Annotated in this window: 16 protein-coding genes and 1 pseudogene; 8 read left to right on the forward strand and 9 right to left on the reverse strand. The window is 73.5% G+C overall.

Translation table 11 applies throughout. The features are described from left to right. Positions 1–63 precede the first annotated feature (63 nt). From AB0J87_RS14700 to AB0J87_RS14715, 4 genes and pseudogenes are all read left to right on the forward strand, one after another. Positions 64–1,065, forward strand: a pseudogene (locus tag AB0J87_RS14700) (cupin domain-containing protein); the annotation flags it as partial. Then, a complete protein-coding gene (locus tag AB0J87_RS14705) occupies positions 1,062–1,886 on the forward strand; it encodes a fumarylacetoacetate hydrolase family protein (protein ID WP_363965472.1) in 825 nt (274 codons plus the stop codon). The pseudogene AB0J87_RS14700 and the gene AB0J87_RS14705, both read left to right, overlap by 4 nt. Continuing rightward, on the forward strand, positions 1,879–2,550 hold the full coding sequence (locus AB0J87_RS14710; RefSeq protein WP_363965474.1) for a maleylpyruvate isomerase family mycothiol-dependent enzyme: 672 nt from the start codon (positions 1,879–1,881) through the stop codon (positions 2,548–2,550). Before AB0J87_RS14705 ends, AB0J87_RS14710 begins: the two co-directional genes overlap by 8 nt. 101 nt (positions 2,551–2,651) lie before the next feature. Then, positions 2,652–3,770 carry an FAD-dependent monooxygenase gene (locus AB0J87_RS14715; protein ID WP_363965476.1) on the forward strand — a complete coding sequence of 373 codons (1,119 nt, stop codon included), beginning with the start codon at positions 2,652–2,654 and terminating at the stop codon, positions 3,768–3,770. Positions 3,771–3,782: 12 nt separating this feature from the next. Here AB0J87_RS14715 and AB0J87_RS14720 read toward each other — a convergent pair whose 3' ends face one another. From AB0J87_RS14720 to AB0J87_RS14755, 8 genes are all read right to left on the reverse strand, one after another. Then, positions 3,783–5,321, reverse strand: coding sequence for a heparinase II/III family protein (locus tag AB0J87_RS14720; RefSeq protein WP_363965478.1), 1,539 nt, complete (start codon positions 5,319–5,321; stop codon positions 3,783–3,785). A 54-nt stretch (positions 5,322–5,375) separates the two neighbouring features. Further along, positions 5,376–6,125, reverse strand: a complete 750-nt coding sequence (locus AB0J87_RS14725) for a hypothetical protein (RefSeq protein ID WP_363965480.1) — start codon at positions 6,123–6,125, stop codon at positions 5,376–5,378. Next, positions 6,118–6,729, reverse strand: coding sequence for an RNA polymerase sigma factor (locus AB0J87_RS14730; protein WP_363965482.1), 612 nt, complete (start codon positions 6,727–6,729; stop codon positions 6,118–6,120). The genes AB0J87_RS14725 and AB0J87_RS14730 overlap by 8 nt, the downstream gene beginning before the upstream one ends. 66 nt (positions 6,730–6,795) lie before the next feature. After that, positions 6,796–7,746 (reverse strand): winged helix DNA-binding domain-containing protein, encoded by a 951-nt coding sequence (locus tag AB0J87_RS14735; protein WP_363965484.1) that lies wholly within the window; start codon positions 7,744–7,746, stop codon positions 6,796–6,798. Between the two features lie 8 nt (positions 7,747–7,754). Next, complete coding sequence (locus AB0J87_RS14740; RefSeq protein WP_363965486.1) at positions 7,755–9,911, reverse strand: DUF3488 and transglutaminase-like domain-containing protein; 2,157 nt, start codon at positions 9,909–9,911, stop codon at positions 7,755–7,757. Continuing rightward, on the reverse strand, positions 9,908–11,026 hold the full coding sequence (locus AB0J87_RS14745; RefSeq protein WP_363965488.1) for a DUF58 domain-containing protein: 1,119 nt from the start codon (positions 11,024–11,026) through the stop codon (positions 9,908–9,910). The genes AB0J87_RS14740 and AB0J87_RS14745 overlap by 4 nt, the downstream gene beginning before the upstream one ends. Then, positions 11,027–12,076, reverse strand: coding sequence for a MoxR family ATPase (locus AB0J87_RS14750; protein ID WP_350722330.1), 1,050 nt, complete (start codon positions 12,074–12,076; stop codon positions 11,027–11,029). It lies immediately after the preceding gene. 14 nt (positions 12,077–12,090) lie between these two features. Then, positions 12,091–14,232 carry a hypothetical protein gene (locus tag AB0J87_RS14755; protein ID WP_363965490.1) on the reverse strand — a complete coding sequence of 714 codons (2,142 nt, stop codon included), beginning with the start codon at positions 14,230–14,232 and terminating at the stop codon, positions 12,091–12,093. Between the two features lie 163 nt (positions 14,233–14,395). Here AB0J87_RS14755 and AB0J87_RS14760 point away from each other — a divergent pair, with 163 nt between their 5' ends. From AB0J87_RS14760 to AB0J87_RS14770, 3 genes are all read left to right on the forward strand, one after another. Further along, entirely contained in the window at positions 14,396–15,592 is a 1,197-nt protein-coding gene (locus tag AB0J87_RS14760; protein WP_363965492.1) for a hypothetical protein, read from the forward strand. Then, positions 15,592–17,502, forward strand: a complete 1,911-nt coding sequence (locus AB0J87_RS14765) for a hypothetical protein (protein ID WP_363965494.1) — start codon at positions 15,592–15,594, stop codon at positions 17,500–17,502. The genes AB0J87_RS14760 and AB0J87_RS14765 overlap by 1 nt, the downstream gene beginning before the upstream one ends. A 66-nt stretch (positions 17,503–17,568) precedes the next feature. After that, positions 17,569–20,964 carry a chromosome partitioning protein ParA gene (locus AB0J87_RS14770; protein WP_363965496.1) on the forward strand — a complete coding sequence of 1,132 codons (3,396 nt, stop codon included), beginning with the start codon at positions 17,569–17,571 and terminating at the stop codon, positions 20,962–20,964. Between the two features lie 180 nt (positions 20,965–21,144). On the opposite strand, the gene AB0J87_RS14775 is transcribed toward AB0J87_RS14770, so the two are convergent. Next, on the reverse strand, positions 21,145–22,647 hold the full coding sequence (locus AB0J87_RS14775; protein WP_363965498.1) for a citrate/2-methylcitrate synthase: 1,503 nt from the start codon (positions 22,645–22,647) through the stop codon (positions 21,145–21,147). 79 nt (positions 22,648–22,726) lie between these two features. Between AB0J87_RS14775 and AB0J87_RS14780 the strand changes: the two genes are divergently transcribed. Further along, complete coding sequence (locus tag AB0J87_RS14780) at positions 22,727–23,947, forward strand: hypothetical protein (protein ID WP_363965500.1); 1,221 nt, start codon at positions 22,727–22,729, stop codon at positions 23,945–23,947. Positions 23,948–24,076 lie beyond the last annotated feature (129 nt).

A 24,076-nucleotide genomic window follows, 5' to 3' on the forward strand; every position in this document is an offset into this window, starting at 1 on the left:
GAATCACCTCCTAGCGTGGGCTCCATGAACCCAGAGGAGAGGCTCTACGCCGACTTCGCGGCGGAGGACCTGATTCCGTTGTGGACGCAGGTCGGCGACCTGATGCCGGAGCACCCGAAGCCGAAGGCGCGCCCGCACGTGTGGGAGTGGAAGACGCTCTACCCGCTGGCCGAGCGGGCCGGCGAGCTGGTGCCCGTCGGGCGCGGCGGGGAGCGGCGGGCCATCGCGCTGGCCAACCCCGGCCTGGGCGGGATGCCGTACGCGACGCCGACCCTCTGGGCGGCCATCCAGTACCTGGGGCCGCGCGAGGTCGCCCCCGAGCACCGCCACACCCAGAACGCCTTCCGCTTCGTCGTCGAGGGCGAGGGCGTCTGGACCGTCGTGAACGGCGACCCGGTCGCCATGCGGCGCGGCGACTTCCTGCTGACTCCCGGCTGGCACTTCCACGGGCACCACAACACCACCGACGCGCCCATGGCCTGGATCGACGGGCTGGACATCCCGCTCGTGCACTACACCGACACCTCGTTCTTCGAGTTCGGCCCCGACCAGGTCACCGACGTGACGACGCCGAGCGTGTCGCGTTCGGAACGGCTGTGGGCGCACCCGGGGCTGCGTCCCGTCTCGGCGCTGCAAGCCACGCCCAGCTCGCCGATCGCCGCGTACCGCTGGGAGCACACCGCCCGGGCGCTGGACGAGCAGCTGGCGCTGGAGGACGAGGGCCACCCCGGGACCGTCGAGCCCGGCCACGCCGCCGTCCGCTACACCAACCCCACCACCGGCGGCGACGTCATGCCGACGATCAGGGCCGAGTTCCACCGGCTGCGGGCGGGGACCGCGACGGCCGCGCGGAGAGAGGTGGGGTCGTCGGTGTACCAGGTGTTCGACGGCGAGGGGTTCGTGACCCTCGACGGCGCGGAGCGGCGGCTGTCGCGCGGCGACCTCGTCGTGGTGCCGTCGTGGTGCGCGTGGTCGTTCCGCGCCGAGACCCGTTTCGACCTGTTCCGTTTCGCTGACACGCCCGTTTTCGAGGGCCTGCGTCAATATCGAGAGGAGTTCGTGTGAGGCTCGCGACGCTGCGGCTGCCGCACCGTACGACCGCCGCCAGAATCGACGGCGACCTTGCCGTGGAGGTCGGCGCGCCCGACATCGGGGCGCTGCTGGCCGATCCGCGCTGGCGGGAGGTGGCGGCCGCCGCCGACGGGCCCCGGCATCCCCTGTCCACGGCCGACCTCGCCCCCGTCGTGCCGAGGCCGGGGAAGATCGTCTGCGTGGGGCTCAACTACCGCAACCACATCCTGGAGATGGGGCGGGAGCTGCCGGAGCATCCGACGCTGTTCGCCAAGTTCGCCGAGGCGCTGGTCGGGCCGTACGACGACATCGCGCTGCCCGCCGTCTCCGACGCCGTCGACTGGGAGGCCGAGCTGGCGGTGATCATCGGCACGGCGGCCCGGAACGTGTCGCCGGAGCAGGCGGCGGCCTCCATCGCCGGCTACTCCGTGATCAACGACGTGACCGCCCGCGACTACCAGTACCGCACGCTGCAGTGGCTCCAGGGCAAGACCTTCGAGTCGAGCACTCCGTTCGGCCCGTACCTCGTCACCCCGGACGAGCTGGAGGGCGTGACGATGACCATGCAGTGCGAGGTGGACGGCGAGGTGGTGCAGGAGACGGACACGTCCGACCTGGTGTTCGGCCCGGCCGAGCTGATCTCGTACGTGTCGCGGATCATCACGCTCCAGCCCGGGGACGTCATCGCCACCGGCACGCCCGGAGGCGTCGGCCACGCCCGCAAGCCTCCGCGCTACCTCGCCGACGGGAACAAGGTCGTGACCCGGATCGCGGGCCTCGGCGAGCTGGTCAACGTGGCACGCCGAGATGCCTGACCTGGGCTGGATGGACGCCGGCACCGCGTACTTCGAGGCACAGGTACGCGGTGCCGACCTCGGACGGCCGAGCCGGCTGCCCGGGTGGTCGGGACGGCACGTGGTGGCGCACGTCGCCGCGAACGCCCGCGCTCTCGGCAGGCTGGTGCACTGGGCGCGTACGGGCGAGGAACGCCCGATGTACGCCTCGGCCGAGGCCCGTGACGCCGAGATCGAGGACCTGGCCGCCCGGCTGGACGCCGCCGCGCTGGAGAGCCTGGCCAGGGAGACGTCCGAGGAGCTGCGCGACGCCCTGGGCGAGTTGTCCGGGGCCCAGTGGGAGGCCCGGGTGCGGACCGCTCAGGGGCGGCTCGTGCCCGCGTCCGAGGTGGTGTGGCTGCGGACCCGCGAGGTGTGGGTGCACGGCGTGGACCTGGGCGGGCGGTTCGAGGATCTGCCGGGCGAGCTGGTGGACGCGCTGCTCACGGATGTGACGGCGCTGTGGGCGCGGCGCGGCGAGGAACCCGCGATGGTCCTGCGCCCCACCGACCGCCTCACCACCTGGCCGTCCGATGGGGAGGGCCTGCCGGAGGTGCGGGGGACGGCCGCCGAGCTGGCCGCCTGGGTCACCGGGCGCGCCCCCGCCCCCGGCCCCGGCGCCCCCGCCATCGACCGCTGGCTCTGAAGGCTCGGGCTCTAAGGCTCGGGCTCTGGAGGCTCGGGCTCTAAGGCTCGGGCTCTAAGGCTCGGGCCGGGTGCGGGCGTCGTCGGTGGAGAGGAGTGCTCGTGGTCGAGGTGGTCGTCGTCGGAGGCGGCATCGGCGGGCTGGCGGCCGCCTTCGCGCAGGCGAGGGCCGGGCGGACGGTCCGGGTGCTGGAGCGGTCGGCCGAGTTCGGCGAGGTGGGCGCCGGGTTGCAGCTCGGCCCCAACGCCACCCGCGTGCTCCACCGCTGGGGCCTGCTGGACCAGGTGATCGCGAGGGGCGTGCTCCCCCGGCGGCTGGTCTTCAGGGACGCCCTGACCGGCGAGGAGCTCACCCACCTCGACCTGGGCGAGGGGTTCCGGCACCGCTACGGCGGCCCCTACGTGGTGGCGCACCGCGGCGACCTGCACGCCGTCCTCCTGCGGGCCTGCGCGGCCGCGGGCGTGGAGCTGCTGAACGGCCGGCACGTCGAGCGGGTGGACGCCGGACGCGCCAGGGCCCACTGCGCGGACGGCGAGGTGCACGAGGGTGACGTGGTGGTCGCGGCGGACGGCCTGCAGTCGGTCCTGCGGGCGCAGCTCGTCGCCGACCAACCCCACGATTCCGGATTTGTCGCTTATAGGGGCACCCGTCCGCTCCCGGAGGACTTCGACGTCTCCGACGTGGTCGCGTACCTGGGCCCCGGCTGCCACTTCGTCCAGTACGCCCTGCGCGGCGGCGAGCTGCTCAACCAGGTGGCCGTCTTCCGCGGCCCCGGCGACCTGGAGGCGGCCTTCGACGGCTGCTGCGACGCGATCGGCAAGGGCCTGCCGTACCTGTGGCGAGAGCGCCACTGGCCCATGCTCGACCGCCCGCCCATCGGCACCTGGGTGCGGGGCAGGCTCGCCCTCCTGGGGGACGCCGCCCACCCCATGCTCCAGTACCTGGCCCAGGGCGCCTGCCAGGCCATCGAGGACGCCCACGAACTGGCCGAGCAGTCGGCGGCCGGCGACTGGGACCGGGCGCTGGCCGCGTACCAGGAGATCCGCGTGCCGAGGACGGCGCGCGTGCAGACGACGGCGCGGCTGTGGGGCGACATCTGGCACGTGGACGGCGTGGCCCGGGTGCTGCGCAACGAGCTGTTCCGGACCAGGGACCCGGCCGGCCACGACTACGTCGACTGGCTGTACGGTGGGCCGCGTCCAGCGGTCCGTCACAGATAGCGGGGTCTGCGTCTACGGCAGGTGAAGCGTGACGGGGCCGTCCGGGGTGTGGACGGTCAGCGCGTCGCCGGAGACCGACACGCGCGGATCGGCCGCGCCCGGCACGATCACGGTCAGCACACTCGGGGCGGCGGGGGACACCACGGTCGCCACCTCGGCGGTCCGCAGGTAACCGGTCGAGACCAGCCCGGGTCGCATCCCCTGCTCCTCCCCCGGGAACTGCAGCAGCGTCACCCGCCAGTCCCCGTCCCCGAGCACCACCCGGCCGTCGCCCCGGGAGACCACCTGCAGCGACGGGTCGAAGTGCCACAGGCTGCGCAGGGTCCCGCCCTCGACGGAGTCGTGCACGGCCATCAGGTCGGGCCCGTGGTTGACGAGGACGCGCCGGGTCCTGGTCACCCCGTAGGCGTCGTCGGCCAGCTCGAAGGACTGGCGCGACGGCTCGACGGACGATCCGGCGAGCCGCGTGGCCGTCCCCGGACGGAAGGTCCCGGCCACGACAGGCACATTGTGCGCCTCGGGCGAGCGCGTCCACTCCACGTACCCGGTGCGCTCGTAGGAGTGGAACCCGGCCTCGACGAGGATCCGGCGGCCCTGGGCGCTGTAGGTGACGCCGAGGTGGTCCTCGTGCCCGTGCAGCCGCCGCCCGGGCCCGAACCTGATCGAGTAGAAGGCGGATCGCGGGTCGTCCCAGGCGGTCCTGCCGAAGACGTACCCGCCGTCGAACATCCGCACCACCGGCCCCTCGTGCGGGAAGCCGTCGGCGCGGGTGTCGGCCGGGCTGTCGCCGATCGGGGCGAGGCGGCCGTCGGGCTGGGTGGCGTGCGCGACGTACGCCTCCAGCGCGGCCCGCCGGGCGATGAGCCGCTGGGGCGGTGCGGCGCCGCTCTCGCCGATCGCCCGCAGCGCCGTGCCGAGCCGCCGGTGCACGTACAGGCCATAACGGGGAGCCTGCTCCTGCAGCACCCCCTGAGCGTCGATGGCCAGCTCGGCGGAGGCGGTCATCCTGCGGATGGCCAGATCGCGCCAGCGCGCCCGGCCGAGCCGGCAGCCGACGACGAGCAGCCCGATGTCCTGATCCAGGCCGTGGTTGTGGCCCGCGCGGTAGAGCGACGAGTCGGCCAGGACCTCCCCGTGCTCGGCGAGGCTGTTCCACAGCGCCCGGCTCCGCACGTGCTCGCTGAGGCACACGAGCGCGGGGGCACGTAACGCGACCGCGTGCTCGGCCCACGCCCACGGGCTGACCCCGCGGCCGCCGTGCGGGTTCTCGCGGATCCAGTGCTCGGCCAGGCTGCTCGCGCGGTCGAGGTACGCGGGCTCGCCCGTGCGCTCGTACTCGGCGACCAGCCGGCCCATCCAGCGCAGCGTGTGCAGGTTGAGCGCCCAGGAGCGGTTGCCGTGCGGGTTCGCGGTCCAGTCGACGTCCGTGCCCAGCTCGACCGGCGGCAGGCCGACGAACGTGACCTGCCCGCGCATCACCTCCTCCACCTTGATCAAGGGAAACTGGTCGCTCAGGCAGATGGCTTTGCCCGAGATCGCACGCCAGAACACGTCGGGACTCCTGTTTCAGGGCGCGCGAAACCCACGCGCCGGCGTCGGAATGCTCTAGCGGGGACCCCGGTCGGTCCAGCCCGCCTCGATCACGCGCTCTGTGCCCGGGGACGGCCCGTTGTCGGTGCGGGAGAGCACCTGCGAGGTCGCCGGGTCGATGACGAGCGTCCGCTGGGTGCCGTCGGGCAGCGTGTACGAGAACGCCTCACCGCGGTCGCGCTCGCCCAGGTAACGGACCTCGGGCAGGTCGGCGAGCGCGCGGTAGGCGGCGGCGCGCACGGCGGGCGGGGACGGCTTGGTCCACAGCAGGCCGCTGAGCGCGTCGGCGAGCAGGCCCTTGGACGGCAGCATGCCCGCCACCCGCTCCCTGAGCGCGTCCGGGTCCGTGGGAAGGCTCTCGATCTGCTGGAACGTCAGGTCACGCCCCGCCATGCTGAACGCCGACCGTCCCTTGACCTGCGTGATCCGGCCCTGTTCCAGGGTCCACGCCCGGCCGTCCCTGGCCGCCCAGAGCCCGACCACCTGGGACCCGTCCCGGACCTTCTTGATGTGCCAGTACGTCCCGTCCGGAACGTGGCCCGAGGCGGCGGTGCCGGCCGCCGCCAGCAGCACGGATCGTCCGGAGGGTGCCGGTTGATGGATCACGAACGCCGCCGCCAGGGCCATCGCCACGGCGGGGAGCACCAGCCACGACAGCCGCCTGCGCCTGCGTGCCGCCGCCACCCGCCGCCACACCCTGGCCTGGGCGTCCGGATCGGACCGCGGCCGGCCGTACAGGTCCTTGATGTGCTCCATCTCATCCACGGACGAACACCTCGATCTCGCCGAGCAGGGCGCGTAGCTTCTTCCTGGCCCGGTTCAGGCGGGACCCGACGGTGCCGTACGGGATGCCGAGCGCGGTGGCGATCTCGTCGTGGCTCAGCCCGGCGAGCGCGACGAGCAGCAGGACGTCGCGGTCGCGGCGATCGAGCTCGGCCAGGGCGGCGGCCAGCTCGGGCCGCAGGCTCTGGGCGCTGACGCGGCGGGCGACCGAGTCCTCGTGCCCGGGGGACTCGGGGTCGGGGGCGCAGCGGCCGAGCGCGCGCAGGGTGCGGGCCTCGAGGCGGCGGTGCTTGCCGATGAGGTTCGTGGCGATGCCGTACAGCCAGGCGCGCACGTTCGCGCGGGCCGGGTCGTACTGCGCCCGCTTGCGGAACGCGGTGAGGAACGTCTCGGCCACGACGTCCTCGGCGTGGTCGGGGCCGAGCCGCTGGGCGACGTAGGTGTGGATCTCGCCGAAGTGGGCGCCGAACACCGCGGCGAAACCGTCGGCGTCGTCGAGAACGTTCGGCGGCGAGCTGCGCGTCCCCCCGTGGACGTGCGCGCGAGCCGCCCATGCCGCCGGCGTCGCGATGGTCTCCCCCGTCATGCGCTGCCTTCCGGTGAATCAGTGGTCATCTCTTATCACCCGATGCACCGGTTTGCTTTCACGCCCTCATTCCAGAAAACGGCGGACGTCCGCGATCTCGGCGTCGAGCAGGCCGTCCGGCAGCTCGTCGAACGGCTCGACGCTCGCCCGCGCGCCCTTGCGCCCCCACACGCCCCTGATCACCCCGCCCACCAGCACGACCGGCCGCAGGATGCCTCCCCCCGGGAACACCTTCCTGGCGTGCTCGGCGGCCAGGATCGGGTCGCGGCTGCGCCAGCCCATCAGGTACTCGTCGAAGGCGGGCGCGAGGCGGGCCACCGGCTCCTCCTCTGTGCGGGCGGGCGGCGGAGGGGCGGCGCTCAGGCGCCAGGCCGTGCGGGCCTCGCCGAGCGGCAGGCCCGACCAGGCGGCCAGGTCCTCGGGCTCGGCGGGCCGGTGGGCTCGGCGGTAGCGGGTGCCCAGCTCCTTGAGCGCGCGGTCCCGGTCGGGTTCGGGGGTGATGGGGGCGCCCAGCCAGTCGGCCGCGTGCACGTAGGTGGGCTTGCCCGCGCGGAGCGGGCCAAGCACGGCCAGGCCGTGGTGCGCGGCCAGCCCCACCAGGTGCACGACCCCCTGACCGGTGGCCCGGCCCGCCAGGCGCTCCTCCAGATCGGCCTTGGTGAGCGGGCCCTGGCCTTCGAGGGCGCCGGCGATGAGCCCGAGCAGATCGTCGCCGGTGACGCCTTCCTCGTGGAGGCGGCGCAGGGTGTTCGTGGCGCGGGCGGTGAGGGCGTGCAGCCAGGGCAGGTCGTCGGCGTGCGCGAAGTGGAGGGTGCCGCGCGGGCCCCAGGTTCTGACGATCTCGCGGGAGGTCACCGCGGCCTCGACGTCCTGCCTGGTGAGGGTGGCGGAGCGGGCGCGGAAGGCGAGCAGGGCGGAGGGGACGTCCTGGGCCTGCATCGCCGCCAGATGTCTGACGATCTCGCCGGCCGCCAGGCCCGGGGGGCGGTGCAGGAGCTGGGACTCCACGCTTCTCATGCTTACCTTCATCTCAACAGGAGGCGATTGCGCAGGCGGGTGGTCAGGGGGGTTCTGGCGCGTACGGCTCTGCGGATGGCGTCGCTGCGCTGCCAGGCCGCGGTGGCGGCGTCCTCGGTGACGGCGTCGGGGGCGTACCGGACGAAGTTCGAAATTTCAGCCAACGGCTGGATGTGTGTGGAAATATCACCCGAGCCTGCCTGCCCGGCGACGACGTCCGCCGCCGTCAGAGCGTACCGGCCCCTCAGCCCCAGGTCGTCGCAGGTCTGCCGCCACGCGCCGAGCACCCGCTGCTCGGGCCCCTCGGCCCGGCGGCGCTTGCGCCTGCGCCACCACGGCAGGGCCACCACCACCCCGGCGTACGCCACCAGCAGCGCCCCGCCCGCCACCGACGCGATCAGCCAGATCGCCGGGCCGTTCGAAGGCTCCTCGCCGTTCCCCGTGGCCTGCGGCCGGGAGGTCTTCGGCCGGTCGCTCCCGCCCTGGGTGAACTCGCCCTCCAGCTCCTCGCTCTCCTCGATCGCCGAGGACACGACGTCATGGTCGTCCTTGGCGCCGCTGCGGCCCGGCGTGGGGTAGAACGGCCGCCAGCCCAGCCGGTCGAACTTGATCTCCGCCCACACCATCACATGGCCAGATTTAACGTGATAAATCCCGCCGGACGTCTGGCCCGGCCTGAACCCCACCACCACCCGCGACGGCAGCCCGAGCGTCCTGGCCATGAGCGCGAACGTGGTCGCGAACTGCTCCGACGTCCCCCGGTGCGTGGTCTGCAGGAAGAACTCCAGCCCCTTGAGCGAGTGCCCCGGCGGCGCGGTGACGTCGTAACTGGCATTGGTGCGCAGGTACTTCTGCAGCCGGTACGCCCGCGTGATCGGCGCGGTCGCGCCCTTGGTGGCCTCCTGGGCGAGCTTGCGGAACAGCCGCTGCTGCGGCCCGGCCGGAAACGCGGTCAGCCCTGGGTCGTCGGCGGGCGTGGCGTCGAGCAGCTCCTGTTTGGACGGCCGGGGCACCTTCGAGGTCACCTCGTAGCTGAACCCCTTGGCGGGCTTGGCACCGGCCAGCAGCGCGCCGCTCTCGGGGTCCACCACCAGCCCCCGCACGCCCTCGACCCGTTCCGGCCGTTCGGCCGCGGGCAGCCAGGTGCCCGGGAGCCCGTCGAACGTCACCTTCTGATGGACGACGTCCGCCTTGCCCGTCCAGTCCGCTTCGGGCACCCGGCCGCCGGTGGGCTGGAACCGGGCTCCGGAGGTCCATCGGACGCCGTCGTACCGGTCGAGCACGGCCAGCCGCCAGTTGAGCGGCTTGTCGGCCTTGACGGTGAACAGCTCCCTGTCAGGGATCTGCAGCCAAGCCGAGACCCGGTCAAGCGGGCTGACGCTGTCGACTCGCCGCGGCGGAGGGAGGTCGGCGTCCTGCCGCGGGTTGTACGGCTGCGCGGCGATGGGCAGCAGCGGGCCCACGACCAGCGCCAGCGCGGCCAGCGCGGCGGCGGCCGGCAACCCGGCCAGGAGCCAGAGCGGGGAACGGTCGTCGCGCAGCAGGGCCAGCGCGGCGATCAGCACGAACAGCGCGCCCGCCACGGGGACGTTCGAGCCCTCGCCGTCCACGCCCAGCACGAGCGCCGTGCCGTAGACGACCAGCGCCGGGACGGCGGCGGCGATCCTGGTGCGGGTGCGGGCCAGCGTCTCGGCGCCGATGACGGTGGCCGCCCAGACGAGGGTGTGGACGAGGACTAGGAGGTGCGGCTCGGGCTGGGCGGGGAGGAGGGTGGTGAGCAGGGCGTGCCAGGAGTTCGCCACGTCGGCGAACACACCCGGGTTCGGGGCCTGGTAGAGGAGGACGGTGCCGGCGAGCCAGAGGACGACGTCCAGGAGCAGGGCCAGCCAGAGGGGACGCCGGCCGAGGGTCGCGGCGACGACGGCGGGGGCGATGGCCGCGGGGATCACGGCGGTCAGCAGCTCGGTGCCGGGGAACACCCGATGGAACCCCCACCCGGCCACCCCGGCGACGGCCGCGACCAGCGCCGCCCCCGCCGTCCGCCGCCACAACGCCCCACCCCCGGACGGCGCACTGCCCGCCCGACCTGCACCCGCCTCGCCAGGCGTGGCCGCGTCCGGCGCGCGCCCGTGCCGGCGGCCGCGCCTGGGTGCCTGGGTGGTCATCGGGATCCCCACGCGAGCGGGAGCGCGTCCAGGGAGCCGATCGGCAGGACCGCCACCCCGGGTACCGCGACCGCCCCGGGGCCGACGTAGAGGCAGATGACGCGGTCGAAGCGGCGGCGCACCCCCGCGGCGCGCCCCGCCTCCGCCGGGTCCGAGGTGACCAGGACCAGCGAGCCGCCGCCCCGGGCCAGGCGCGTCGGCTCCGTGACGCCGCCCGTGCCCGTCGACACCAGGGCCAGGCGGTCCAGCACCGTCTCGGGGTCCTTGGCGTCCGGCACGGGCCCGTCGCCGGTGACGAGGCGTACCGGGAAGCCCGCCGTGGCGGCGGCGAGCGCGACCGAGGCGGCGGCGTCCACGGCCAGCTCCGTGAGGTCGCGGGTGTCCAGGACGACGGTGGTGGTGGGGAGGCTGGCGTCGATGAGCTGGCGGACCATGAGCGTCCCGGTTCGGGCGCTCGACCGCCAGTGGACGTGGCGCAGGTCGTCGCCGACGACGTACTCGCGCAGGGTGTGGAAGGTGACCGTGCCGCTGGGGGCGTTGTCGCTGGTGGGGCCCTCCAGGTGGTGGGCCCGGCCGGACGGGGGGACGGGGAGGGCGACCGTGCGGGGCCGTACCAGGAGGGTGACGGGCGAGCCGTACGCTCTGACGCGGCGTGTGAGCCCGAACGGGTCGGCCCGGACGAGCAGCAGCGGCCCCACCGGGATCTCGCCGCGGGCGTCCGTCGGCAGCGGGTACGACACCGTGCGTACCGCCCCCTTCGGCAGCCTGGGCAGGTCGACGGTGTGCTCCGCCGCGCCGATCCGGTCCTGGGCGCGCAGGCCGGACAGGCCCCGGCGGCCGAGGTTGGTCACGTTCAGGACGGCGACGGCGGCGTCCCCGCGCGGCACCTTCAGGGGCGTGACCTCGCGCCGTACCTCCAGCCTGGGCCTGGGGGCGGTCCACGCGAGCGCGGCGGCCAGCGCGAGCAGGCCGCCGGTGGCGAGCACGACGGGCTCGGGGTAACCGAGCGCGAACCCCGCCGCGTACAGCGCGAGGGACCCGGCGAGGGTCCCCCAGCCCAGCGGGGTCAGCACCGCGGTGAGCCGCTGCCAGGGAGCCGGTGGCGGGGTGGGCACCTACGCCGCCTGCGGCACCGGCATCCCGGCGAGGATCTCGCCGAGCGCGGCCGCGGCGGTGACCTCGCGCAGCTCGGCCTCGGGCGTGAGGATCAGCCGGTGCGCCAGCACGGGCGCGGCCAGCGCCTTCACGTCCTCCGGCACGACGTAGTGCCGACCGGCCGCGGCGGCCTTGACCCGGGACGCGCGCAGCAACGCCAGGCTGCCCCGGGGGCTGGCCCCCAGCCGCAGGTGAGGGCTGGTACGGGTGGCCGAGCACAGCGCGACGATGTAGTCGTACACGGCATCGGCCACGTGGATCCGGGAGGCGAAGTCGATCATCCCGGCCACGTCCGACGACCGCGCCACCACCGGCAGCCGCTCGACCTGCGGCCCCGTCGGCATGCCCTTGAGCACCTCCACCTCGGAGACGTGGTCGGGGTAGCCTACGGAGATCTTCATCAGGAAGCGGTCGAGCTGGGCCTCGGGCAGCGGGTACGTGCCGTCCATGTCGACCGGGTTCTGCGTGGCCACCACCATGAACGGCCTGGGCACCGGATGCGGCTCGGCGTCCACCGTGACCCGGCGCTCCTCCATGACCTCCAGCAGCGCGGCCTGGGTCTTCGGCGAGGCGCGGTTGATCTCGTCGGCGAGCACGATGTTCGCGAAGACGGGCCCGTGGTGGAACTCGAACTTCTGGTGCGCCTGGTTGAAGATCGACACGCCGGTGATGTCGCTGGGCAGCAGGTCAGGCGTGAACTGGATGCGCCGCCACTCGGCGTCCACGCTGGCCGCGAGCGACCTGGCCAGCGTGGTCTTGCCGGTGCCGGGCACGTCCTCGACGAGCAGGTGCCCCTCCGAGAACAGGCTGATCAGCGCCAGCTCGATCGCCTCGTGCTTGCCCCGGATGATGCGCTCGATGTTGCCGGCGAGCAGCTGGAAGCGCTGCGCGAACTGCCCGGCCAGCTGCGCGCTCTGCTGCGGCTGCTGCTGGTAGGACTGCTCCAGCCCCTGCTGCTGGTACGGCTGCACGGTCTGCTCGAACTGGTCCTGATAGTTGTACTGGGTCAACTGAGCCCCCCTCCTCAGTCGGTGCACTCGAAGAGCGGCCCCTCGGGGAAGCCGCCGTCCGGAGTCGCCACCAGAGTGTCGCTGAGCCACCCGTTCCCGTACTGCGTTTCAACTTTGTTCCAAATGTCACTGGTGCTGCCGTCTTGCGACTCGGTGACAGACTGGCCCTTGACCTGGCAGATCACGGTCACCGTGATGTACTGCCCCTTCGGGATCCTGCCGACGTTGTCGGTGCCGTTCTTGGCGGGAGTGGGCCGGATCAGGGTGTCGGTCTGGTCGTTGTTCTTGTTCTTGTACTGCTGCCTCGGGTAGGCCAGGTCCACCTCGGTCGTGGCCACGTCCGGGCTCTCCCCCGCCGCGTTCCTGGCCTTGAGCTTGAACGCGTGCTTCTGGTTGTTCTTCAGCCCGTCCACCGTGAACGACGTGCCCTTGATGCCGTTGTTGGTCGCCGCGCCGGTCAGCTCGTAGGTGACGCCGTCGTCGGCGTTCTCGGGGGCGCTCCAGCTCAGCTCGGCGCCCCGGTTCTTGGCCTTGGCGGCGAAGCCGGTCGGCGAGCCGGGCGCCACGCAGGGCTTGGCCCCGGCGCTGGGCTGCGACTCGACCTCGCCGCCCGCCCAGTGCGCGACCACCACGAACGTGTACTCGTTCGCGCAGTCCCCGCCCGTGAACTCGAACTGGAACGGCCCGTTCGCGTCCACCGACTGCGGCACGGACCGGCCGGCGCCGGACGAGGTCTTCAGGGTGTACCGCTCGACCTTGCCGCCGGTGGCCGGGCTGAAGGTCACCGTCACCTTGCCGGGCCCGGACCTGGCGCTGACCGCGCCGGGCGCGGACGGCGCGCTGGGCGACGGGGTCGGCGTGGGCGACCTGGTGGGCTCGCGGCTCGGGGTCGGCGTGGGCTCGGCCTCACGGGTCGGCTCGGCCTCACGGGTCTGCGTGGGGCGCGGCTCCGTCCTCGTGGGTACGGGGTCGGGCCTGGCGTCCGTCTTGGACGGGTCCGGGCGCGGCGTCTGCTTGGGCTTGGGCGTGCTGGTCGGTCCCGGTACGTCGGAGTCGTCCTTGTCGACGTCGTGCTTGCGGCCCTCGGGGTCGATGACGACCGCCTTGTCGCCGTTCTCGTCGTTGGCCCAGAGCAGGCCGTCCTTGACGAACACGTCCACCGGGCCGGGCGCCTGGGCCACCTGGAGCGTGGTGGGCCGGCCGCCGGCCGCGCTGTCCCAGACGATGAGGGAGCCCTTGCCCTGGTCCGGCACGTACACCTTGCTGCCGAGCACCTGCGGCACCCCGAGCTTGGCGGGGTCCTGCGACTCGAACTTGGTGCTCAGCACCGAGTTGGACGAGGTGTCGATCACGACGAGCAGCCCCGAGTCGCCGGGTGTGAGGATCGGGACCAGCGGGCCTTCGGTCGTGGCCGGGGTGAGCGCGCCGCCCTTCGCGGCCTGGGCCACACCCTTGGGCAGGGTGATCTCGCCGACCCCGCCGTCCGCGCCGATGACCGTGGCGGTGGCGGCCCGGCTGTTGACCACGACGGGCAGGCCGCCGGCGATCGTGATCGCCAGCTCCTCGCCCGGCTCGCCGACCTTGAGCGGGTCCGCCGCGGCGCCGTTCGACACCGGTACGACCTGGCCCTTCGCGGTCACGGGGACCCACAGGCGGCCGCCGCCGTCGATGCGGGCCGCGCCGAGCGGTCCGGGGAGGGTGATCGGGGCGCCGACGGAGTTGAGCGTGGCCGGGTCGATCCGCTGGACCTTGCCGGAGGCCGGGTCCACCGCGTACGCGGTGTCGCCGGACACCGCGATCTGCAGGCCGGCCGCGCCGAGGTCGCGGGTCTGGGAGACCGTGAGCTGGCTGGGCTCGACGCGGCTGACGTAGCCGGTGGCGTCGTCGACCAGCAGCACGTTGCCGCCGTCCTGCACGACGCGCAGCTGCCGGCCGGCCTTGTCGCCGAGGTAGCCGTCGACCTCGCCGGACAGGCCGTTGACGTGCACGATCTTGCCCTTGGCCCGGGTCCAGAGCCAGGCGCCGACATCGGCCAGCTTCGGGTTGGCGCTGGACACGCCCACGCCGAACCACGCCGCCGCGGCCACCAGGACCACGGCGGCCACCCCGGCGATCACGGCCGTGCTTCGGTCACCTCGGAGCATGCGCAACTGCACGCGTAACTCACCCCGTATGTACGATTACAGAGCGTTTGCCCCCGTATTATCGGGCATCACACTAGCGCTCACCGGTCGCTTGTGCGTATGTACCGGCTGGTAGGGCTCGTGAGGTGGTTGTGGTGTGCCGAGACTGTCGGCGCGAAGCCGTACCTTAGTGCCCGTGTCCGAACAGCCCCTGACCCTCGACGCCGTCCTCACCGACGAGGCGGTCCTGTCGACCTACCGCCGGATGTTCGCCGCGCTGGCGCGCGACAGCGGCGCGGTCGTCGACGACCCTGCCCTGGTCGACATCGCCGAGACGCTGTTCTCGGCGTTCGCGGAGGCGGGCGAGGAGTGGATGACGCACGAGCAGATGCGCTTCGTGTGCCGGGCCTATCCGGGCGACCAGTTCGACAACCGGCTGCGGGTGCTCAAGGGGCTCGGGGCCATCCGCGAGGTGTTCCCCAAGCCCAACCAGCTGCGTTACCGGGCCTCGTTCACGAGCGTGGTCGGGCTGATGTTCATCCGGCGGATGATGTCCGACGGCGGGCAGTCGGAGATGCACCGGCTGCTGGCGCTCGAAGACCTCAATGTCGCCGACCCCCGCACGACGATGGAGGAGGCCAGGCAGAGCGCGGTCAACCTGGCGCGGGCGTTCCGGCTGTGGGCACTGGAGCTGATCACGCTCACCACGGGCACCATCGAGGAGTTGCGCGAGCAGGCGCCCAAGCTGTGGGGCACCGAGGAGATCGCCCGGCGCGCGCAGGGGCTGCACGGCACCATCCTGACCCGATGGCCGGAGCTCGACCGGGTCTGCACCGACCTGCGGGCGGCCATCTACGCCTACAGCGACGCCTCCCGCCGCGCCGCCGGACGCCTGGCCGACTCGGCGGGCACCACCCGCAACCTGACGTTGCTGCCCACCGAGACGTGGCGCACGTTCTCGCAGACCGCGTCGCGGGAGCAGCTGGCGGCGGTGCTCGACGGGTTCGTGTTCGACGTGCCCGCGCCGTGGCACGATCCGGCCGCCATCGCCCGCGCCGTGGACGAGGCCCCGCGCCCCGCTCCCGCCCAGCCCACTCCCCCGCGCTCCAACCTCCCCGACCCCGGTCCCGGCGACTCGCTCGACACCTCGCTCAGCGCGGCCATGGAGCGGCTGCGGGAGGTGGCGGAGTCGCTGCTGGGCGGCGCCCCGCGGGTGGCGCTGGCCGACGTGCTGGGCTCCGACTGGCCCTCGGCGCGACGCGTGCTGGCCGACCTGACGACCGTGGACCTGCGGCCTGAGCTGCCTTACCGGCTGGCGTGGTCCGACGGGATCTCGATCGATCCGGACCGCGAGCCGGCCTGGCTCTCCCAGGGCTACTTGGAGCGCACCTGATGCCCACCCCGAACCCCACCCACCCGGAGGCCGGCCGTCCGGATGCGGCCGCGCCGGACGCTCCTGCGCTCTCGGCGGGCGACACCCCGGCCGTACGGACCGAGCCCAGGCCCGCTGACCAACCGGCCCCGCATACCCCGGAGACGCCGCACCCCTCGGAGGCGCCGCACGCTCTGGAGACGCCGCACACTCCGGAGGCGCCACCCACCACGAAGGCGGGCACGTCGGCGCGCGGGCATGACGGCGCCCGTGCGGGGGCTCGTTCGAAGGGCGTCGCGAGGTCGCGGGCTCGGGCGGGTGCCCTTGACGGGCCCACCGCGCATGTGCGGGTGCGCTCGGGTGGGCCGCTGTGGCTGGCGGCCGGGGAGTCCGCGCCGCCGGGCATGGCGCGGCTGACGCGGCCCGACTCCACCGGGCAGGCTCTGCCGGTGTGGCCCGACGGGGTGACGCCGTCGCTGCTGGAGGAGTACCAGGTGTCGCCCGTTCCGGTGGAGCGGTCCGGCGAGACCAGGCGGGTGCTGGCGGCGGTGCTCAAGTGCTGCTGGACCGACCTGTCCGTGGACCCGTGGCCGGGCGAGCCCGCGCCCGTGGAGCTGGTGCTCGACACGTACCGGGCGCTGATCGGCCGCACCGACGACCTGATGCGCAACTGGGCGATCGGCGCGATGCGGCGCCTGCACGACTCGGCGTGGGTCGTCGTGGACGACGGCGTGGTCACCCTCGGCCCGCGCTGTGCGCTGTGGCCGGTCGAGTCGCACGCGCAGTTGCAGGAGCTGGTCCGCCGCCTGCCCGAGCCCGAACGCCCCGAGCTCACCGTGGTCGGCGACGCCGACATCGTGGCCGCCGCCCACCCGGCCGAACCCGTCCCCGACCCGGACGCGGGGCTCGGGGGGCGGGTCGAGGGCGGGTCCGCGGAGTTCGACGACCTGCTGGGGGCTTATGACGAGCGGCGGCGGGCGGAGCTGGTGGCGGCGTTCATGGTGGTGGAGCACGCCGCCGAGCCGGTGCAGGAGGTCCGCTTCGCCGCCCTGCGCGACCCGGCGCTGCGCCATACGGTGAGCGAGATGCTGGCCAGGCGCGGCCGTACGCTGATCCAGCACCGCGACCGCTGGACCTCCGGCTACGACGACACCCGAGCCGCCACCCTCACGACATCCGCAACCGAGGCCCCGCACAAGGACACGCACGAGCCGTCAAGCACGACCACGGCCGACGGCGGGCGCGAAGCCACGCAGGAGGTCCCGCCCGAGGCGACGCACGCGACCCCACGTGGGGCCCGGCGCGAGGTCGCGCACGAGGTCCCGGGCGGAGCCGCGCACGGTGCTTCTGCCGGTGCCGGCTCGGCTCCGGCGGAGAGTCCCGCAGGCACGGCCATCCCCGGAGAAGCGGGCGCGGCCGTCGTCGGGGAGGCGGGCGCGGCCATCTCCGGAGAGGCGGGCGCGGCCGGGGAGGCGGGCGAGGGTGGCGTTCGGGCGGGCGGTGGCGATCCGGTGGCCGCGCGGGCGGTGGCTCCCGGCGTTCGGTCCGCTGTCCCGGCGGGCCCGCGGCTGGGGGTGAGCGAGCGGGCCGTGCTGACGCTCGTCCTGGTGCACTCCGTCGCCATCCCGAGGGCCGAAGGGCTGTTGCCCGAGGACTCGTGGTTGTCGCCGCACCCCACGCCGGCGGACGAGCTGCGCCGCCACACCCAGCTGCCGATCGGCGAGCTGGAGGCGGCGCTGCGGGCGTTGCGGCACGCGGGGCTGATAGGGCAGGTCAAGGCCGGTGAGGAGGCGGGCGGTTACGTGCCGGGGCCGCAGTTCCACCGGCTCACTCCGGCGGCCCGGCGGCGGTTGCAGGAGGAGCTGATCCTGGCGGCCGGGCCCAACACGCCGCTGGCGGCCGCCGTACGAGCCCGAAGATCGGCGAAGTGACCGCGACGGCACACGGATTCAGCGTCATGACTGATGGAAGGACTACGGGGGTAACAGGTGTCGCAGGTGGAGAACGTCGTCGGAGACCGGGTGCTGATCGCTGTGCAGGCGGTCAACATTTCGCGGCTCTCGACCCATCCGGTGCCCACCGTCCCCGGCACGCTCATCGTCGTGGCGGGCGCCGGGCCCAAGGACTCCAACGGCGCGGGCAAGTCATCGTTCATCGCCTCGATCACGGCGTTGCTCGGGGACGAGCAGTGGCGCTTCGCCTCGGGCGCCAAGGCGGTGTCGGAGCTGCTCTTCAACGCCGAGCTGGCCAGCGGCGCCGGATCCCGCCAGTGGGCGAGCGCCGACCACGGCTACATCGTGGGCGTCTTCGGCCCGCCCGGCATGGACGGCTTCGCCCCTTACGACGCGGCAGAGGCGGCGGGCGCCGTTCCGGCTGGTGCGGAGGACGGTGACTCGTCGGACCGCGCCCGAGCCGGCACCACAACCCAGGGTGGCGCGACCCCGACCGGTGCGGCAGGCGACGGAGCGGCCACGGGTGACGCAGCCGTTTCAGGGGGTGGCGAGTTCGCGCTCGAGAGTCAGCTGGCCGGGGATGAGCTGAGCGGTGAGCTGTTCGAGGTGCCCGACACCTCGGGCGGGGCAATCACCGTGTGGCTCAAGGTCAACCAGGAGGCGCCGCACCTGGAGATCCGGTGGCGGGAAGGGGTGCATCTGGCGGCTTCCCCGTCCGAGGCCGAGCGGGTGGCACGCGCCGACGAGATCTGGGCGACGCTGCCGAAGTCGGCCGGGCGGCGCGACGTGGTGGCGCGCGACCTCACCAAGGTGCTCTACGGCGACCGGGTCAGGTGTGTGTCGTTCCTGTCCACCTCCGTACGCAGCAAAGTGGCCACGAACCTGCTCTCCCAGCCGCTCAACGAGATCTCGCCCGAACGCGTCTTCGAGGCCATCGCGGCCCTCACCGGCCTCGACGCCGAGTTGGAGCAGGAGCGGGAGGCCCGCCGCGACGAGCACGCCAAGCGGGTGCGCGCCGCGCAGGCGGCCGAACGGCTGGCGGAGTTCGAGACGGAGTCGAAGGCGCTGGTGACCACGTTCGACCGGCGTGATCAGGCGAGGATCCGGCTGGCGGACGCGCTGCGGTGCTGGCGCGGCAGGCAGGCGCGCAAGCTGGCCGACGCGGCGGGCAAGGACGAGGCGCTGGCCGCCGACCTGGAACGGCACCACGCGGCCGGTGAGGCGGCGGCCGAGGCGATCGCCATGGTCAAGGCGGAGATCGGCACGCTGCGGGAGGACACCCTCGACAGGCAGGTCTCGCAGGCCCGCAAGGAGCTGGCGGCGCAGCAGGCGCGGGCGGCCAAGCTGGACGCCGACCGCGCGGTGGCCGAGAACTCCGCCGACGAGCTGCGCGGTCTGATCCCGGCGTTGGAGGAGACGCGTAGGTTCGCGGACGGGCGTGACGTGCCCACGGCCGAGCGGGAGCTGCGGGACGTCCGGCTGCGGCTGAACGAGGCGCTCAAGGCGCTCGGGGTGGCCGACCAGGAGGTGTCCTCGGCGCAGGCGGCGCTGGACGACGCCGAGGGCGGTCCGGCGGCGGCCCAGCTCAACACGCTGGCGGCGGCGGGCATCGGCGCGACCGGCCTGCTGGACGCGCTGGACGTGGCCGAACAGGCCCGCGACGCCGCTCACACGCCCCCGGCACAGTCCGCCGGCGGAGGCCGGGCACTACGCGGGACGACCGGAGCGACCTCGGCCGCCCCCGGAACGACCTCGGCCGCCGCTGGGGCGACCGAGGCTGCTGCTGGGGCGACCGGGGCTGCTGCTGGGTCGGGCGATGGCGACGCGCTCGGCGCCGCCCTCAAGGCACGCTACGGGAAGGCGCCCGGCGACGGCGCGGTGAGTGGTACCGGTGGACGGTTGGCCGGGGTCGCGTTGGGGGATTTGCGGGGGTGGCCGAACGAGCATGCGGTGATCGTGGATGCCGCGCAGCTCGACGCCGCTGCTGCCGCCCTGGCCGAGTTGCCCGGGTCCGTGCTGGTCAGCTCGGCCGGGGTGAGCGTCGTGGGGGCGTTCGACGGGGTGGCGACCGGGCGGGAGGCTCGGATCAAGGCCGCCGAGCTGCGGCTCAACCGGGCCAAGGACGTCCAGGAGACGGCGGCGCAGGCCGTACGTGACGGAGAAGAGGACGTCGCGGAGGCGCAGCGTCGGCTGGAAGGGGCCAGGGCCGGGGTGCGCCTGGCCGAGCTGGAGGAGAAGCTGGGCGAGCGGCGGGCCAGGCTGACCGAGCTGAACGCGGCGATCGGGGAGCTGGCGCCGAAGGTGGCCGAGGCCGAGCGGCAGGCCGGTGCGCTGGACTTCCGGGCCCGGACCAGGGACATGGAGATCGAACGCCTGGAGGGGCGGCGGCACCGGCACGAGGCCGAGCGAACGCAGGCACGCGACCAGGAGACCAAGGTCGGCGCCGAACGCGAGGCGCTCAAGCTCGACGCGCTGGCCGCCGACTGGGGCGGCACGGTCGAGACGGCCCGCGAATGGCTGAACGCGCTGCCCGAGGAGGAGCGGCCACGTGCGGCCGAGGAGTGGTGGCGGGTCGCCGAACGCCACTTCGACCAGGCCTTGCGGGACACGTTCCCGGAGGAGGACGCGGAGATTCCCGAGGAGCTGCGGTTCCTGCTGAGCGAGCGGGGCGGGAGCACGGCGCGGGAGCAGGCGACGTTCGCGGCGGTGTGCGGGGCGCTGGCCTCCTACCTGCGGGGCCAGGAGGAGTACGAACGGCACCAGCGCCGCCAGATCGAGGCGCAGGTCGTCACCCGGCAGCGCGACCTGTCGGCGGCGGCCAGGGGAGCCGAGGAGGCGGCGCAGTCGACGGCCGTGCACCGGGCGGCGCTGACGGCGGCGATCAAGGCGCGGCTCACGAGGGTGGCCGAGGAGTTCGAGAAGCTCGACACGTCGTACGGGGGTTACGGGGCGACGCTGGAGTTCCCGGTGCCGCCCGCGCCGGCCGATCCCGAGCAGCGCTGGCAGTGGCGGGTGACGCCGAAGTGGCGGCGCGGCGAGGGACAGGGGTTCGTGCCGTACAACCGGCGGGCCAACACCGCGCTCATGGACGAGAAGGCCGTCAAGCTGGTGTGCGCGGCGGCCATCGCCTCGTCCGGGGGCGGTCACCTGTGCCTGGTGCTCGACGAACTGGGCCGCAACCTGGGCAAGGAGCACCGCAGGGAGGCGGTCGCGCTGTTCAGGCGGATCGGGGAGACGTACGGGATCACGGTGATCGGGGCGCTGCAGGACGACATGGAGCCGTACGCGATCGACGCCTGCGGACAGTACATCAAGCTGCGGCGGTCGTCGGACGCGATGCCGTACAACGAGCCGCCGGTGATCGTCGGGCACGACCAGCACGCCGACCGGGTGCGCGCCCTGGCCGCCTACGTCGACAGGACGACGGCGGCGCTCACTTGACGGCCGGCCCTGAGGGTCGCTACTTGACGGGCGGCCCTGGGGCGCTCACCTGACGGGCGGGCCCGATGGATACCCACCTGACGGGCGGCCCTGTGAGGGCCCACCTGACGGGCGGCCCTGTGAGGGCCCACCTGACGGGCGGCCCTGTGAGGGCCCACCTGACGGGCGGGCCCGAGGCGGTCATTTGACGGGTGGGCCCGTGTAGGAGGCGCGCAGGCGGAGGAGGGTGCCTCGGTCGTACTCCTCCATCGCGTGCGCCAGCCACCCCGCCGCCCTGGCCACCGCGAAGATGGCCTCGCCCGCGCCGCTCACCATGCCGCTGACGGCGGTGAGGTTGGCGAGGGCGAAGTCGACGTTGCGCTCCGGGAGGCGGCGCCTGCGCATCTCCTCCAGGACAGCCGTCCCAGCGGCGATCCGGTCATGCCCCGGCGCCGCCTCCTTGACCAGGTCGAGCAGGAGGGCGCCGCGCGCGTCGCCGTTCTTGTAGACGCTGTGGCCGAAGCCGGGGATGCGCTCGCCTCGGCGTACCCGTTCGGCGATCGCCCGGGCGGCCTGGTGCGGCTCGGCGACCTCGGCGAGCAGGCGTTCGGCGCCGTACGACGCGCCGCCGTGCAGCGGGCCGCCCAGCACGCCGAGCCCGGTCAGCACGACGGCGTACGGGTCGGCCTTGGCGGAGGCGGCGACCCTGGCGGCCAGGGTGGAGGCGGCGAGCTCATGGTCGGCGAGCAGGACCAGGGCGGCCTGGACGGCGTTCAGGAGACCGGGGGTGGCGGGGTGGGGGCACAGGCGGGACCAGAGCCGCTCGGCGATCGAGTCGCCTTGGGGCTCGCTGAGCTGAGGGAGCGCGTCGACCAGGCCCGCGATCATGCGGCGGCCGGTCGCGGCTACGGAGGCGGGGTCGAGCTGGTAGCGCAGGGAGTCGGAGGCGCCCAGGACCGTGGTGATCACCTGCAGCCGGTCGAGGGGCAGGAGGTCGTCGGGGAGGCCGCGCTGGGCGGTCACGGCCGCCCGCAGCGCATCGTCCTCGCACCGCCACGGCTCCGACCATCGGATCCGCACCCCTTGGGCGCTCGGCCCTGTGGTGGGGTGGGGGGCCGCATGAGGGCCGGAGGCGGCAGGTTCCGCCACGCGACGCGGGTCCCCTTGGTGATCGGACGGACGCGGGTCCCCTTGGGCGGCGGAGGGGTGCGGGTGCCCTTGGCGGGCAGGCGGAGGTGCGTCCGCCGACGTGGCGGACGGGTGCGGGTCCCTTTGGTGGGCGGGGGCTGCGGACGAGCGCGGATCCCTTTGGCGGGCGGGGGTGGCAGACGGGCGTGGGTCCGCCGGTGTGGTGGGCGGAGTGGGCGGGTGTGAGGGGTGCCAGAGGGAGGGGTCGGCGGTCCAGAGCCAGGCGGCGACCGTTTCGAAGTCGCTGGTGAGCGCCAGCCCCAGCGCGTCGAGGCCCCGGTAGTGGGGCCGGTCCACGCCCAGGGCCGTGATGGCCGACTCGATGACGAGCTCCGGCGGCTGGCTCCGGGGACGGCCGCGGCGGGCGAGGCGCTCGATCTCCTCCGCCGAGAAGAGGCTGCGCCGCCCGTCCTCGCTGTGCCGCCGCTGCAGCACCCCCCGGCTCACGTACGCGTACAAAGTGGCCGGTTTGACGCCGAGACGCTCGGACGCCGTGGCCGCGTCGATCCACTCCACGCCGACGAGTCCCCCTCAACAGGATGGTTGATGAAAATCAATATTGATACACGTTGAAAGAGCATGTCAACGTGAAGGCATGCCAAAAGTTCACTTCCTCGATGTGACCAACCGGGACGGCGTGCAGACCGCGCGCACCGGCCTGTCGAAGTTCGGCAAGACCATGGTCAACTTCTATCTGGCCAAGCTCGGCGTGGCGCAGTCCGAGATCGGGTTCCCCTTCCTGTTCCACGAGGTCCCGTACGTCAAGGCGCAGGTGGCGCTGGCCGAGGCGGGGGCGTTCGGCGGGTTGCGGCTGTCGGGCTGGTGCCGGGGTGTGCCGCAGGACGTCGAGAAGGCGGCCCCGCTCGGGCTCAGGCACTACAACCTGTCCATCTCGACGTCCGACTACATGATCCAGAACAAGTTCCGGGGACGGCTGGACAGGGGCGCGATCGTCAGGGAGATGACGGCCGCGGTGCGCATGGCCAAGGCCGCGGGCGCCGAGACCGTGGGGGTCAACGCCGAGGACGGTTCGAGGACGGACGACGGGTTCCTGCTGGAGTTCGCGCTGGCGGCCAAGGAGGCGGGCGCCGACCGGGTGCGTTACTGCGACACGATCGGCGGCGACACGCCCGACAGGATCCGCGAGCGCCTCGCCAAGCTGGCCGCCGCCACCGCGATGCCGGTCGAGACCCACTGCCACAACGACCTGGGCATGGCCGTGGCCAACTCCGTCTCGGGCGCCCTCGGCGACCTCGACGTCGGCCAGGACGCGTGGATCAACACGTGCGTGAACGGTATCGGCGAGCGCTCCGGCAACGCCGACCTGCTCTCGACCATCCTGGCCTTCCAGCACGGCTTCGGGCTCGACGCGGAGATCGGCGACGCCCTCGACCTGTCATGGGCGCGCAGGTTCGGCCTGTGGGCCGGTTACGCGTTCGGGCAGCCGCTGCCGTACAACCAGGTCGGGGTGGGACGCAACGCGTTCGCGCACGAGAGCGGCATCCACGCCGACGGCGCGCTCAAGGACCACGGCAACTACGAGCTGTACGACGAGGCCACGCTGGGCCCGTTCCCGCAGGACTGGCACGCGCGGGACGGCCGGGTGGTGCTGACCGGCGAGTACGGCGGCAAGGCCGGCTTCCGGCACGTCATGGACGGGCTGGGCGTGGAGGTCCGCGAGGAGGACCTGGCGTTCCGGCTGGTGCAGCTCTGCAACGCCATGACCGGCCGCCCGCTCACGGACGACGAGCTGCGCCTGATCGCCGCGTACCCGCGGGAGCTGTCCCTGCTGTTCCCCGGCTACGACAACCCCTAGCCGGGCGCACGCGCAGGAAGACGAACGGCGAGCTCACACCCCGACCCGGCAGTTCGGCCATCTTTCCGAGCGTGCGGGAGTACTGCCGCGCCGCACACCTGGTTGTTGGCCTCTTCTGTCCCGGGTTTC

It is taken from the genome of Nonomuraea sp. NPDC049625 (assembly GCF_040675285.1).
Classification (GTDB): Bacteria; Actinomycetota; Actinomycetes; order Streptosporangiales; family Streptosporangiaceae; genus Nonomuraea; species Nonomuraea angiospora_A.

What these genes read in the sequence shown, in the direction of transcription:
- AB0J87_RS14765 (WP_363965494.1), top strand. Translation starts at nt 15,592, where the DNA reads ATGCCCACCCCGAACCCCACCCACCCGGAGGCCGGCCGTCCGGATGCG.
- AB0J87_RS14735 (WP_363965484.1), bottom strand. Translation starts at nt 7,746, where the DNA reads ATGAGAAGCGTGGAGTCCCAGCTCCTGCACCGCCCCCCGGGCCTGGCG.
- AB0J87_RS14780 (WP_363965500.1), top strand. Translation starts at nt 22,727, where the DNA reads ATGCCAAAAGTTCACTTCCTCGATGTGACCAACCGGGACGGCGTGCAG.
- AB0J87_RS14710 (WP_363965474.1), top strand. Translation starts at nt 1,879, where the DNA reads ATGCCTGACCTGGGCTGGATGGACGCCGGCACCGCGTACTTCGAGGCA.
- AB0J87_RS14730 (WP_363965482.1), bottom strand. Translation starts at nt 6,729, where the DNA reads ATGACGGGGGAGACCATCGCGACGCCGGCGGCATGGGCGGCTCGCGCG.
- AB0J87_RS14740 (WP_363965486.1), bottom strand. Translation starts at nt 9,911, where the DNA reads ATGACCACCCAGGCACCCAGGCGCGGCCGCCGGCACGGGCGCGCGCCG.